Origin of the sequence: Enterobacter sp. 22499 (assembly GCF_052044815.1) — a bacterium.
GTDB classification, from domain to species: domain Bacteria; phylum Pseudomonadota; class Gammaproteobacteria; order Enterobacterales; family Enterobacteriaceae; genus Enterobacter; species Enterobacter bugandensis.
The window spans coordinates 1,294,429-1,307,602 of record NZ_JBQENR010000001.1; the positions used below are offsets into that span (position 1 = coordinate 1,294,429).

The window sequence follows — 13,174 nt, forward strand, 5'->3', positions numbered from 1 at the left end:
ATATACAGCCTAAAGGTATTTTAAGAATCCGTTTAGACATCCGGGAACATCACGCTATTCCCCGGCGCTTCCCGGTGCAGGTGGATAAAGTTCAGGTGCCGTTCATACTGGTCCAGAATGTCCGTAATCACCTGCTCCTTGCTGTAATCCATCAGGTCATTCCCCTGGCTACCTTCCAGCAGGAACGTCTCCAGCCGGTAGTAGGTTGATTTCCCGCTGCGCGCCCGGTAGGTAAAGCCAGGTACCGAGTACTGCTGCGGCCAGATCTGATAGACAAAGTTCTGCTCGTCGCCCATGTGCACCAGCAGATCCAGATGCCCCAGGGTTTCGCCCTCTTCCGGCGGCAGGTTTTTCAGCTCCACGTAGGCGCCGCGCAGCCTCAGCTCCTGCGCCACCTCTTCCATCGCCGGGAAGCAGATCGTCTCCATCATCTGTTTGGTGTAGCGCGTGCCCGGGTAGTTCATCAGGCGCGACAGGCGTTTCTTCCAGCTCAGCCTGTCCTGAGCGCCCATTGGCCGCGGCGCGGTGTCGCGGCTGGCGCTGACGCGTCGATAGTCTTCCACCTTGAGCGATTTATACAGCCCGGCCATCACGAAGAAGATCACAAAGCTGAACGGCAGCCCCATAATCACCGTGGTGTTCTGCAACGCCGAAATGCCGTTGGTCATCAGCATGCCGAGCGTCAGCAGGCCGATGGCGACCGACCAGAAGATGCGCAGCCAGTTCGGCGCATCGCTGTTGATGTCCTTCAGCTTCGAGGTGAAGTTCCCCAGCACCAGCGCGCCGGAATCCGCCGAGGTGACGTAAAACAGCAGGCCGGTGATGGTCGCCACGGAGGCGCTAAAGGTAAACGCCGGATACTGCGCCAGCAGGCTGTAGAATCCGCGCTCCGGGTGCGCCATCGCTTCCTGGGCAAAGGTTGCGTTGCCGTGGATGATCTCGTGCAGCGCGCTGTTGCCGAAAATCGACAGCCACAGCAGGGTAAAGGTGAACGGGATGATCAGGGTGCCCATCACAAACTGACGAATGGTGCGCCCGCGCGAAATACGCGCCAGGAAAAGGCCAACAAATGGCGACCATGCGACCCACCACGCCCAGAAGAACAGGGTCCAGTTGTTCATCCACTCCACCGGGCGGTCAAAGGCGAAGCTGTTCAGCGTCATGCCCATGAAGCGGTTCACGTAGTCGCCCACGTTCAGCACCAGGGCGTTGAGCAAGAACGACGTGTCGCCCATAAACAGCACGAACAGTATCAGGCCCAGGGCCAGCGCCACGTTCAGCTCAGAGAGCACGCGGATCCCCTTATCCACGCCGGAGGTCACCGAAATGGTGGCGATAATCACCGAGAGCGCAATCAGCGCCGCTTTCGCCGCCATCGAATCCGGGATATCAAACAGCACGCTCAGCCCGTAGTTGAGCTGCACCACGCCAATGCCGAGCGTCGTCGCGATGCCGAAGATGGTGCCAATTACCGCCGCAATATCGACGCTGTGGCCAATCGGGCCGTTAATTCTTTTCCCGAAAATCGGGTACAGTGCGGAGCGGATGGTGAGAGGCAAATTATAACGATAGCTAAAGTATCCGAGCGCCATCCCCATCAGGGCGTACATCGACCAGCCCGTCAGGCCGTAGTGGAACAGCGTCCAGACCATCGCCTGGCGTGCGGCCTCCATCGTCTGCCCTGCCCCTTCCGGGGGCTGCATATACTGCGTGACCGGCTCGGCTACCGAGAAGAACATCAGATCGATGCCGATGCCCGCGGCAAACAGCATCGCCGCCCAGCTCAGCAGGCTGAACTCGGGCTTGGACTGCTCTGGCCCGAGCTTCACCGAGCCGAAGCGCGAGCAGGCAATGCAGACCACGAAGACGATATAGAGCGTCGCCGCCAGCAGGTAGTACCAGCCGAAGGTCTTCGACACCCAGTTCAGGGTGCGGCCAATCCACTCGGCAGAAAAATCGTTAAAGAAAATGGTCGTCAGGGAAAACAACAAAATCAGCCCGGCGGAAGTATAAAAAACGACCGGGTTGATTTTGTCTTTTTCTCTGTCTTGTGAAAGGTCTGTCATCCAGTATCCCCACTGTTTTTGTAACTATTGAAATCCAAAATCGCAACAATTAAGACACATTTTATATTGAACGTCCAATCAAAAACCGCTTTAATAGATTACCAACGCTGATGAATGGAGTGGCAAAAATGCCCAAAGTGGGGATGCAGCCGATCCGGCGCAGGCAGCTTATCGACGCCACGCTGGAAGCAATTAATGAAGTGGGAATGCATGACGCAACCATCGCGCAGATCGCCCGTCGGGCGGGCGTGTCCACGGGGATCATCAGCCACTATTTCAAAGATAAAAACGGCCTGCTGGAAGCGACCATGCGCGACATCACCGGCCAGCTGCGCGATGCGGTATTAAGCCGCTTACGCGCCCTGCCGAACGGCAGCGCGGAGCAGCGTTTGCAGGCGATTGTCGGCGGCAATTTTGATGAAACCCAGGTCAGCGGCGCGGCGATGAAGGCCTGGCTGGCCTTCTGGGCGAGCAGCATGCATCAACCGATGCTCTACCGTTTGCAGCAGGTCAGCAGCCGCCGGTTGCTCTCAAACCTGGTGTACGAGTTCCGCCGCGAGCTGCCGCGTGAACAGGCTGAAGAGGCGGGCTACGGGCTCGCCGCGCTGATTGACGGGCTGTGGCTGCGCGCCGCGCTAAGCGGCAAACCGCTGGACAAAACCCTCGCACAATCGCTCACCAGCCACTTTATCAGCCAGCATTTACCGACCGAATAACCGAGGAGGAAGCATGTCCCGAATGGCAGAACAGCAGCTTTATATCAATGGTGGTTATACATCCGCCACCAGCGGTCGCACCTTCGAGACCATCAACCCGGCAAACGGTGAAGTTCTGGCGAGCGTGCAAACCGCCGGGCGCGAAGACGTGGACCGCGCCGTAGAGAGCGCAAAGCGCGGGCAAAAAATCTGGGCGGCGATGACCGCCATGGAGCGCTCGCGCATCCTGCGTCGCGCCGTCGATATCCTGCGCGAGCGCAACGACGCGCTGGCGAAGCTGGAGACCCTCGACACCGGTAAAGCGTTTTCTGAAACCTCGACCGTCGACATCGTCACCGGCGCGGACGTGCTGGAGTACTACGCGGGGCTGATCCCGGCGCTGGAAGGCAGCCAGATCCCGCTGCGCGACACCTCATTCGTCTACACCCGCCGCGAACCGCTGGGCGTGGTGGCGGGCATCGGCGCGTGGAACTACCCGATCCAGATCGCCCTGTGGAAATCCGCCCCGGCGCTGGCGGCGGGCAACGCGATGATCTTCAAGCCGAGCGAGGTCACCCCGCTCACCGCCCTGAAGCTGGCGGAAATCTACACCGAGGCGGGCCTGCCGGACGGCGTGTTTAACGTCCTGCCGGGCGTGGGCGCGGAAACCGGCCAGTACCTGACCGAGCATCCGGGCATTGCCAAAGTCTCCTTCACCGGCGGCGTCGCCAGCGGCAAAAAGGTGATGGCGAACGCCGCGGCCTCGTCCCTGAAGGAGGTGACGATGGAACTGGGCGGCAAATCCCCGCTGATTGTGTTTGACGATGCGGATCTGGATCTCGCCGCAGACATCGCCATGATGGCCAACTTCTTCAGCTCCGGCCAGGTGTGCACCAACGGCACCCGCGTGTTCGTGCCTGCAAAATCTAAGGCCGCGTTTGAGCAGAAAATCGTTGAGCGCGTGGGCCGCATCCGCGCAGGCGATCTGTTCGATGAAAGCACCAACTTTGGCCCGATGGTCAGCTTCCCGCACCGCGACAGCGTGATGCGCTACATCGCCAAAGGCAAAGAAGAAGGCGCGCGCGTGCTGTGCGGCGGCGACGTGCTGAAGGGCGACGGCTTTGATAACGGCGCGTGGGTGGCCCCGACCGTGTTCACCGACTGCACCGACGAGATGACCATCGTGCGCGAAGAGATCTTCGGCCCGGTGATGTCCATCCTTACCTATGAAAGCGATGAAGAAGCCATTCGCCGCGCCAACGACACCGACTACGGTCTGGCGGCGGGCATCGTCACCGCCGACCTGAACCGCGCGCACGGCGCCATTCATCAGCTCGAAGCGGGCATCTGCTGGATCAACACCTGGGGTGAATCCGCCGCGGAGATGCCGGTTGGCGGCTACAAGCACTCCGGCATTGGCCGCGAGAACGGCGTGATGACGCTTCAGAGCTACACCCAGGTGAAGTCCATCCAGGTTGAGATGGGTAAATTCCAGTCCATATTTTAACCGGGAGGTTTATTTGCAATTTGACTACATCATTATCGGGGCCGGCTCTGCCGGCAACGTACTGGCTACACGACTGACTGAAGATCCGAACACCACCGTCCTGCTGCTTGAGGCGGGCGGGCCGGACTACCGCTTTGATTTCCGCACCCAGATGCCTGCCGCGCTGGCCTTCCCGCTGCAGGGCAAGCGCTACAACTGGGCGTATGAAACCGAGCCAGAGCCTTTCATGAACAACCGCCGCATGGAGTGCGGACGGGGTAAAGGGCTGGGCGGCTCGTCGCTGATCAACGGCATGTGCTACATCCGCGGTAACGCGATGGATCTGGACAACTGGGCGAAAGAGCCGGGCCTGGAGCACTGGAGCTACCTCAACTGCCTGCCCTACTACCGCAAGGCAGAGACCCGCGACGTGGGGCCGAACGACTACCACGGCGGCGACGGTCCGGTGAGCGTCACCACCTCTAAGCCGGGCGTAAACCCGCTGTTTGAAGCAATGGTGGAAGCAGGCGTGCAGGCGGGCTATCCGCGCACCGACGATCTCAACGGCTACCAGCAGGAAGGTTTCGGCCCGATGGACCGCACGGTCACGCCGCAGGGCCGACGCGCCAGCACCGCGCGCGGCTATCTGGACCAGGCAAAACCACGTCCTAACCTGACCATCCGCACCCACGCCATGACCGATCGCATCCTCTTTGAGGGCAAGCGCGCGGTGGGCGTTGAGTGGCTGGAAGGCGAGAGCACCATTCCGTCAAAAGCGACGGCGAATAAAGAAGTCCTCCTGTGCGCAGGCGCCATTGCGTCACCGCAGATCCTCCAGCGTTCCGGCGTGGGCAATGCTGAATTGCTGAAGCAGTTCGATATCCCGCTGGTGCACGATCTGCCCGGCGTGGGAGAAAACTTGCAGGATCATCTGGAGATGTACCTCCAGTATGAATGTAAGGAGCCGGTTTCCCTCTACCCTGCCCTGCAGTGGTGGAACCAGCCGAAGATTGGCGCGGAGTGGCTGTTTGGCGGCACCGGCGTGGGTGCGAGCAACCACTTCGAAGCAGGCGGATTTATCCGCAGCCGCGAGGAGTTTGAGTGGCCGAACATTCAGTACCACTTCCTGCCGGTAGCGATTAACTACAACGGCTCAAACGCGGTGAAGGAACACGGCTTCCAGTGCCACGTCGGCTCCATGCGCTCCCCGAGCCGTGGACACGTGCGCATTCAGTCGCGCGATCCGCACCAGCATCCGGCGATCCTGTTCAACTATATGTCCCACGAGCAGGACTGGCAGGAGTTCCGCGACGCGATCCGCATCACCCGCGAGATCATGCACCAGCCGGCGCTGGACAAATACCGCGGTCGTGAAATCAGCCCGGGCGTCGAATGCCAGACCGACGAACAGCTGGACGAGTTTGTGCGTAACCATGCCGAAACCGCCTTCCACCCGTGCGGCACCTGCAAGATGGGCTATGACGAGATGGCGGTGGTTGACGGTGAAGGCCGCGTTCACGGGCTGGAAGGATTACGCGTGGTGGATGCGTCGATCATGCCGCAGATTATTACCGGCAACCTGAACGCCACCACGATTATGATCGGTGAGAAAATTGCTGATGCGATTCGCGGGCGCGAGCCGCTGGCGAAGAGCACGGCGGCGTATTACGTGGCCAACGGGGCGCCGGTCAGACGCTGAGGATATTTCCCCTCCCCCTGGCCCTCTTCCATACGGGAGAGGGCTTCCCACCCAAAATTTATTTTTATTTTCCTGCATCCAGTTCACCCCCTCCCCTCGTATATGCATATGTGAGCAATCCCTTTGCTCCCTAAACCGAGGAAAGATGATGAAAAAGCTAACCCGTGTTGCACTCGTCACCAGCGCTTTACTCTTCTGTGCAGGCACATCAGCCGCCATGACGTCAGGCTCCGTGATGGTAGGCGGAGCCGAAATGTTCCCGAGCAAAAATATCGTTGAAAACGCCGTGAACTCGAAAGATCACACCACGCTGGTGGCCGCCGTCAAAGCGGCTGGACTGGTGGATACGCTTCAGAGCAAAGGGCCCTTCACCGTATTTGCGCCGACCAATGCGGCGTTTGCGAAATTGCCTGCCGGCACGGTCGAGAACCTGGTCAAACCCGAAAACAAAGCCACGCTCACCAGCATCCTCACCTATCACGTGGTCGCCGGTAATTACGATATGAAGGCGCTGGAGCAGAAAATTAAACAGGGCGGCGGACACGCGGAGCTGAAGACCGTTAACGGTCAGCCGCTGTGGATCATGAGCAACGGCCCGCACAACATTCAGCTTAAGGACGGTAAAGGCAATGTGGCGAACATTAGCACCTATGACGTTCATCAAAAAAATGGCGTGATCGATGTGATTGATACCGTCCTGATGCCTAAGTAGTTGTCTATACTTCGGAAGTGTGACGTTACCTTCCGGGAAAAACATGGATAACGCGCTGGCAGAACAGCAGCAGAAATTAATGCAGGCGGTCGCAAACGGCGATCGCCGCGCATTTGAACAACTCTATCGACTCACATCGCCACACCTGTTTGCCGTCGCGCTGCGCATGCTGCGCGACCGCGCGTGGGCAGAAGAGATCCTTCACGACTGTTTTATCACCGTCTGGAGTAAAGCCGAAACCTACAACGCTGCACTGAGCTCCCCAATGACCTGGCTTACGCATATTGTTCGCAATCGCTGTATTGACTGGCTGCGCAGCGGGCAAACCCGCGCTGCCGACCGCGAGTCGCCGTATAACGAAGCGCTTTTGCCCGGCGAAAACGATGAGCAGAATAACTGGCACGACGATGCGCAGGCAGAGCGGCTCAGGCATTGTCTCGAACATTTGAGCAGCGAGCAGCGCCAGAGCATTACGCTCGCCTACTATCAGGGAATGTCTCACAGCGACATTGCCGACTGGCTCCAGCAGCCTGTAGGCTCGGTGAAAAGCTGGATACGTCGGGCAATGGATCATCTTCGGGAGTGCGTGGGGTTATGAATGACGCAGAAAAACGCGACGACATGCTGGCAGCAGAGTATGCCCTCGGCACGCTGCGGGGAGGAGCGCGGCTTCAGTTCCAGAAAAGGGTCCTCCGTGAACCGGCTCTGGCCGCCCGCGTGGCGTACTGGCAGGACATGTTCAGCACGCTGGATAGTCATCTTGTGCCCGTCCCTCCACCCGAGACGGTGTGGAAAAGAATCGCCCTCGACCTGCCGCCCAAAAAGCCTTTACGCCAAAGTCGGCCTTATCTCGGCTGGATGGTTGCGGCCTCACTCGCCGCCCTGACGGTCGTTGCCTGGTATGCCACCCGAGCCCCGGAACTCGCTCCGCTGATGGTACTCAACGATGCCCAACAGCACGGGCAGTGGGTCGTCAGCGCGGACGCCAGCCGCCAGCACCTGAGCATTGCCCCGCTTCGACCGACAGCTGTCGCCGCGCAACACAGCCTGCAGCTTTGGCTGATCCCAGGCGGGCAGGCGCCGGTATCCATGGGGCTGCTGCATAACGACATCCCCACACGCGTCACCCTCAGGAACGCAACACTCCCTGCTGACGCCACGATAGCCATAAGCCTTGAACCAGAGGGCGGATCGCCTACCGGCCTCCCCACAGGTCCGGTGCTTTACAGTGGCAAACTGTAATCCTCAGGCCCTGTTTGCAGGGCCGCTATCGTTCCCCCCTTTTATTTATATAATATTCTCGGTTACCTATAAGAATTAAATATTAGGCCTGCAATTAATTTAATTATTAAAAAACGACATTGACAGACGCTTGCGTACTCCATTAAGTTTTAAACGAACATCATTTTATTCCCGATACACAATATATCAAAAATCGCATTAATGAATTTATCATTATTCATTAATTCTTCTCTGCCTTTTATTTTTTGCATCACTCAATAGCGAGATAAGATCATGAATATTAGTGCAAATAAAGTTGTTGTCATCACCGGTGCCAGCAGCGGTATTGGTCAGGCCATTGCCCTCCATTTAGCGAATAACGCGTTTTCGCTGGTGCTGGTGGCGCGCCGTCTGGACAGAATTAATGCCCTGGTGGATCAGATTATTCAGCAGGGCGGCAAGGCGATTGCCGTAAAGGCCGACGTGACCCGTCAGGAAGAGGTGCAGCGCGCCATTGACGCTGCCGTTGCCGCATACCAGCGCGTGGATGTGGTGATCAATAACGCGGGCTTTATGGCTATCGCCCCCCTCAGCGAGCTGAAAACCGACGAATGGGACAAGATGATTGATACCAATCTGAAGGGCGTGCTGTACGGCATCGCTGCCGCGCTCCCGGTGTTCCAGCGTCAGGGCAGCGGGCATTTTATTAACGTTGCCTCCGTTGCGGGCATCAAGGTGCTGGCCCCTGGCGGCGTGGTGTATAGCGCCACGAAATTCGCCGTCCGCGCGCTGAGCGAAGGCTTACGTCAGGAGGCAGGTAAAACTATCCGCACGACGCTAATTTCGCCCGGCGCCGTCGAAAGCGAACTGCAATTCGGCAGCTCTGACGAAGACAGCAAAAAATTTCTCCATGAGTTTTATAAGCAGGCTATTCCGGCTGACGCAGTTGCCCGCGCGGTTTTATTTGCCATAGAACAGCCTGGCGACGTTGATATTAATGAAATTGTTGTGCGTCCAACGCAGGAAGAATTTTAGCCTGCGTTAAATAATGCTGAATGAGGTGTCATTATGATTAAATCATTAACGTCCTTATCAGATCTCAATATGCGAACGGGTGCCGATATTCTTCTTGAAGTGCTGGAGAGTGAAGGCGTGGAATATATTTTTGGCAACCCCGGCACCACCGAACTTCCGCTCATTGATGCCCTGCTTCGCCATGAAAATATTCACTATATTCTGGCGCTTCAGGAGAGCACCGTGGTGGCGATTGCCGACGGCTATGCGAAAGCCTCCGGCAAAACGGGCTTTATCAATTTGCATACCGCCAGCGGCCTGGGGCACGGCATGGGGAATCTCATTAATTCGCGGATTATGAAAACCCCGCTGGTGGTGACCGTTGGACAGCAGGATACGCGACACTACGTCCGCGACCCGCTTCTGTATGATGATATTGTTTCCATCGGCTCTCCAGTCATGAAGTGGGCGCAGGAGGTCACCAGCGCCGACCAGCTCCCGGTGCTGGTGCGCCGCGCGTTTCACGCTGCCAGCTATCCTCCTGGCGGCCCGGTGCTGCTCTCCCTGCCGATGAACGTGATGGAAGAGCTGAGCGACGCCGGGATACAGACGGCGTCGAGAGTAAACTACCACACCGTTGCGGGCTCGCTGGACGAGCTGGCGGAGGCGCTCAGCGAGATCGCGCCGGGCAGGATCATGATTGTGGCGGGCGACGAGGTGCACTCCAGCGGCTCGACGCAGGAAATTGTCCAGCTGGCGGAAGCGCTCGGCGCCCACGTCTACGGCTCCTCCTGGCCGCTGAATTTGCCATTTCCCACCCAGCACGCGCTCTGGCGGGGCAATATGCCCACCACCGCCAGCGAAATCGCCAGCATCGTCAATGCCTATGACGCCGTGTTTATCATCGGCGGCAGAAGCCTGATCACCATTTTGTACAGCGAGGGCGAGGCCATTCCGGCAACCTGCGCGGTGTATCAGCTCTCGGCGGATATGCACGAGCTTGGCCGCACCTATGCCACTCGCCTTTCGCTGATGGGGGATATCAAACTGTCCCTGCACGAACTGCTGCCGAAGCTTGAGCAGCGCCTGATCGCCAATACGCTGGCCCACCAGCAGCTGCTGGTGGCGGCCCGCGACGAACGTGAGAAGGAGTGGCAGTTGCAGGAAGAACGTCTGGCCGCCGAGCGGCTTCGCCCGGCCCTTTCGCCGATGGTCGCAGCCTGGGAGGTCATCCGCTCCATTCCGGCGGGTACCACCATCGTTGATGAAGCGATAGCGACCGCCAGGCATGTCCGCCGGTTCATCACTGACCAGCAGCATCAGCGCTACTACTTTATGCGCGGCGGCGGACTGGGCTGGGGGATGCCTGCCTCCGTGGGGCATTCGCTGGGACGCGGACGGGAGCCGGTGGTCTGCCTGATCGGCGACGGGGCCTCCCTGTACTCGCCGCAGGCACTATGGACGGCAGCACACGAAAATCTGCCGGTCACCTTTATCGTCATGAATAACAGGGAGTACAACATCCTGAAAAACTTTATGAAGAGCCAGGCCGACTACAGCTCCACGCAGCTGGGCCGTTTTATCGGGATGGATCTCGTGAACCCGCATATTGATTTTCAGTCGCTGGCCACCGCCATGGGCGTCCACTGCTGCCGGGTGACCGAGGCGGCGGATATCGCCGAAGCGGTAACGCGCGGCCTGCAGTCCGGAAAAACCAACCTGATTGAAATCGCGATTTCCGCGGATTAGCCGCGTGGTTGTGCTGTACCCTACATAAAAACTTATAACCGAAACGCCTCAAGCCGCTTTATCTGCCGTCCTTCCTCGTCAAAATTCGCCGCCGCCAGCCAGGCGCGCAGCTCCGCGTCTCTTTGCGGCCATTCGCCATCAATAATAGAAAGCATATCGCTGTCGCGGTTGCGGCCTTTCCGCACCAGCCGCTGGCGTAAGCGCCCTTCCCAGACGAACCCAAGCCGCTCCGCGGCGCTGCGCGATGCGGTATTCATCGAATCGCACTTCCACTCCAGCCGTCGGTATTTGTGGTCAAAGGCGTTTTTCAGCAGCAGCCACACCGCCTCGGTGCCGATGCGGGTGCCTTTCATCCTGCGCGACCAGGTGACGTGGCCGATCTCCACCGAGCCCTGAAAGCGCTCTATCGCCATATAGCTCACCAGTCCGACCGCCTTTTCAGTGCGTAAATCCATCACGGCAAAGGGCACTAGGTCATCATCCATCACCTTTCCGGACACCCAGTGTGCGGTGGCTTCCACGCTTTCAGGCCGGGTGCTGGCAAGCCACGTCCAGTCGCTGTCGTCGCCCAGCGCGTAGGCCTCAAAGAGATCCGCCGCGTGACGCCCGGCGTCCAGCGGCTCAAGACGGCAATACTGCCCGGTCAGCGGCGTGCGGGTTAATACCTGCGCGCACTTCCAGTCCGGGACGAGATCGTTAACGGTTTGACCATATTGATTGATTTCGGGCACGGGGGTGACTCCCTGAAAGGTAAGAATTTTGTTATAGCAGGTTAAAAGGGCGGCGAAAAGAGAGGCGTTAATAACCAGGCCGCATGCGATATATCCGCATGGCATAAGCAAAGCAGAATTTCGACTTTGAAGAAATGTGGAGTCGACCTAACGTAGCGGAGCATAAAACAATCACAATATATTCTTCTCAGGGATCGCTATGACAAAAAAACTGTTGCCGTTACTGATGCTGGCTGCGCTCTCAGGCGCTACCCACGCCGCTACGCCGCCGACGACGCTGGTAGTTGCTCAGGGTCTTGATGACATCGTGAGCCTCGACCCGGCCGAAGCCAACGAGCTCTCCAGCATCCAGACCGTGCCGAGCCTGTACCAGCGTCTGGTGCAGCCGGACCGCGATAATCCGGAAAAAATCACGCCGGTTCTGGCAGAAAGCTGGGACGCGGATGCGGCAGCAAAAACCCTGACCATCAAGCTTAAACCCGATGCAAAATTCGCCTCCGGCAACCCGCTGCGCCCGGAAGACGTGATTTTCTCTTATACCCGCGCCGTGATGCTGAACAAATCCCCGGCCTTTATCCTCAACGTGCTGGGCTGGGAGGCGAGCAACATCGCCAGCCAGCTGAAAAAGGTGGACGATCATACCCTCCAGCTTCACTGGACGGCGGACGTTAGCCCCTCGGTGGCGCTGAATATCCTCTCCACGCCGATAGCCTCTATCGTCGATGAAAAGCAGGTCGCCGCAAACGTCAAGGATAACGACTTCGGCAACGCCTGGCTGAAAATGCACTCGGCGGGCAGCGGTGCGTTCAAAATGCGCGTCTATCAGCCGCATCAGGCCATCGTGCTGGAAGCCAACGATTCCGCTCCCGGCGGCGCGCCGAAGCTCAAAAGCATCATCATTAAAAACGTTCCCGATCCGGCTTCACGCCGCCTGCTGATCCAGCAGGGGGATGCGGATGTCGCGCGCGATCTGGGTGCAGACCAGATTAGCGCTCTGGACGGCAAGCCGGGCGTGAAGGTGCTGAGCATTCCGTCCGCCGAGCAGAATTACCTGGTGTTTAACACCGGCAACAGCGCCAATCCGCTGCTGAACAACCCGGCGTTCTGGGAAGCGTCGCGCTGGCTGGTCGACTATGACGGCATCACTAAAAACCTGCTGAAAGGCCAGTATTTTGTTCACCAGAGCTTCCTGCCGGTCGGCCTGCCGGGCGCGCTGGAAGACAATCCGTTTAAATTTGATCCGGCAAAAGCGAAGGCAATCCTCGCCAAAGCGGGCATTAAGGACGCGCACTTCACGCTGGACGTGGAGAACAAGCCGCCGTTTATCACTATTGCCCAGTCGATGCAGGCGAGCTTTGCTCAGGGTGGCGTGAAGGTGGATCTGCTGCCTGCCGCCGGGAGCCAGGTCTATGCCCGCGTGCGCGCTAAGCAGCATCAGGCGGCGATTCGTCTGTGGATCCCGGACTACTTCGATGCGCACTCAAACGCCAGCGCCTTCGCGTGGAACGACGGGAAGTCCAGCACCGTGGCCGGTCTGAACGGCTGGAAAATCCCGGAGCTGAACAAGGCCACGCTGGCGGCGGTTGCCGAACCGGATCCGGCGAAGCGTCTGGATCTGTACAAGAAGATGCAGGAACAGCTGCAGCAGAGCTCGCCGTACGTGTTCGTCGATCAGGGCAAAACCCAGATCGCGGTGCGCGATAACGTGAAGGGATATCAGCAGGGGCTGAACGCGGATATGGTCTGGTACGATCGCGTCACGAAGTAGCCCTTGTCCTTCTCCCTCTCCCTCTCCCGTGGG

11 protein-coding genes are annotated in these 13,174 nt (G+C 58.7%); 9 read left to right on the forward strand and 2 right to left on the reverse strand.

The window, feature by feature from the left end; translation table 11 throughout:
• Positions 1 to 32: 32 nt before the first annotated feature.
• Positions 33 to 2,066: a choline BCCT transporter BetT gene (betT, locus tag ACTJI7_RS06365; protein ID WP_126300341.1), complete on the reverse strand. Its 2,034-nt coding sequence runs from the start codon at positions 2,064 to 2,066 to the stop codon at positions 33 to 35.
• A gap of 128 nt (positions 2,067 to 2,194) precedes the next feature.
• On the opposite strand from betT, the gene betI reads away from it, so the two are divergent.
• The 8 genes from betI to ACTJI7_RS06405 all read left to right on the forward strand — a co-directional run bounded on the left by betI (position 2,195) and on the right by ACTJI7_RS06405 (position 10,642).
• The gene (betI, locus tag ACTJI7_RS06370) at positions 2,195 to 2,782 is read left to right on the forward strand and encodes a transcriptional regulator BetI (protein WP_023334836.1); all 588 of its coding nucleotides are present in this window, start codon (positions 2,195 to 2,197) and stop codon (positions 2,780 to 2,782) included.
• A gap of 13 nt (positions 2,783 to 2,795) precedes the next feature.
• Positions 2,796 to 4,268 (forward strand): betaine-aldehyde dehydrogenase, encoded by a 1,473-nt coding sequence (betB, locus tag ACTJI7_RS06375; RefSeq protein WP_302230894.1) that lies wholly within the window; start codon positions 2,796 to 2,798, stop codon positions 4,266 to 4,268.
• A 13-nt stretch (positions 4,269 to 4,281) separates the two neighbouring features.
• A complete protein-coding gene (gene betA / locus ACTJI7_RS06380; protein ID WP_100170634.1) occupies positions 4,282 to 5,946 on the forward strand; it encodes a choline dehydrogenase in 1,665 nt (554 codons plus the stop codon).
• Positions 5,947 to 6,094: 148 nt separating this feature from the next.
• Positions 6,095 to 6,658 carry a fasciclin domain-containing protein gene (locus ACTJI7_RS06385; protein ID WP_049138747.1) on the forward strand — a complete coding sequence of 188 codons (564 nt, stop codon included), beginning with the start codon at positions 6,095 to 6,097 and terminating at the stop codon, positions 6,656 to 6,658.
• A 43-nt stretch (positions 6,659 to 6,701) separates the two neighbouring features.
• Positions 6,702 to 7,256: an RNA polymerase sigma factor gene (locus ACTJI7_RS06390; protein WP_048998929.1), complete on the forward strand. Its 555-nt coding sequence runs from the start codon at positions 6,702 to 6,704 to the stop codon at positions 7,254 to 7,256.
• On the forward strand, positions 7,253 to 7,900 hold the full coding sequence (locus ACTJI7_RS06395) for an anti-sigma factor (RefSeq protein WP_028012274.1): 648 nt from the start codon (positions 7,253 to 7,255) through the stop codon (positions 7,898 to 7,900). The genes ACTJI7_RS06390 and ACTJI7_RS06395 overlap by 4 nt, the downstream gene beginning before the upstream one ends.
• 273 nt (positions 7,901 to 8,173) lie before the next feature.
• A complete protein-coding gene (locus ACTJI7_RS06400; RefSeq protein ID WP_047367684.1) occupies positions 8,174 to 8,914 on the forward strand; it encodes an SDR family oxidoreductase in 741 nt (246 codons plus the stop codon).
• A 33-nt stretch (positions 8,915 to 8,947) separates the two neighbouring features.
• The gene (locus ACTJI7_RS06405) at positions 8,948 to 10,642 is read left to right on the forward strand and encodes a thiamine pyrophosphate-binding protein (protein ID WP_395274868.1); all 1,695 of its coding nucleotides are present in this window, start codon (positions 8,948 to 8,950) and stop codon (positions 10,640 to 10,642) included.
• 32 nt (positions 10,643 to 10,674) lie between these two features.
• On the opposite strand, the gene ACTJI7_RS06410 is transcribed toward ACTJI7_RS06405, so the two are convergent.
• A complete protein-coding gene (locus tag ACTJI7_RS06410; RefSeq protein WP_028012271.1) occupies positions 10,675 to 11,373 on the reverse strand; it encodes a GNAT family N-acetyltransferase in 699 nt (232 codons plus the stop codon).
• A 199-nt stretch (positions 11,374 to 11,572) separates the two neighbouring features.
• Between ACTJI7_RS06410 and ACTJI7_RS06415 the strand changes: the two genes are divergently transcribed.
• A complete protein-coding gene (locus ACTJI7_RS06415) occupies positions 11,573 to 13,141 on the forward strand; it encodes an ABC transporter substrate-binding protein (protein ID WP_028012270.1) in 1,569 nt (522 codons plus the stop codon).
• The last annotated feature ends 33 nt before the right edge of the window (positions 13,142 to 13,174 follow it).

What these genes read in the sequence shown, in the direction of transcription:
- betB (WP_302230894.1), top strand. Translation starts at nt 2,796, where the DNA reads ATGTCCCGAATGGCAGAACAGCAGCTTTATATCAATGGTGGTTATACA.
- ACTJI7_RS06395 (WP_028012274.1), top strand. Translation starts at nt 7,253, where the DNA reads ATGAATGACGCAGAAAAACGCGACGACATGCTGGCAGCAGAGTATGCC.
- ACTJI7_RS06415 (WP_028012270.1), top strand. Translation starts at nt 11,573, where the DNA reads ATGACAAAAAAACTGTTGCCGTTACTGATGCTGGCTGCGCTCTCAGGC.
- ACTJI7_RS06405 (WP_395274868.1), top strand. Translation starts at nt 8,948, where the DNA reads ATGATTAAATCATTAACGTCCTTATCAGATCTCAATATGCGAACGGGT.
- ACTJI7_RS06400 (WP_047367684.1), top strand. Translation starts at nt 8,174, where the DNA reads ATGAATATTAGTGCAAATAAAGTTGTTGTCATCACCGGTGCCAGCAGC.
- betI (WP_023334836.1), top strand. Translation starts at nt 2,195, where the DNA reads ATGCCCAAAGTGGGGATGCAGCCGATCCGGCGCAGGCAGCTTATCGAC.
- ACTJI7_RS06390 (WP_048998929.1), top strand. Translation starts at nt 6,702, where the DNA reads ATGGATAACGCGCTGGCAGAACAGCAGCAGAAATTAATGCAGGCGGTC.
- betT (WP_126300341.1), bottom strand. Translation starts at nt 2,066, where the DNA reads ATGACAGACCTTTCACAAGACAGAGAAAAAGACAAAATCAACCCGGTC.
- ACTJI7_RS06385 (WP_049138747.1), top strand. Translation starts at nt 6,095, where the DNA reads ATGAAAAAGCTAACCCGTGTTGCACTCGTCACCAGCGCTTTACTCTTC.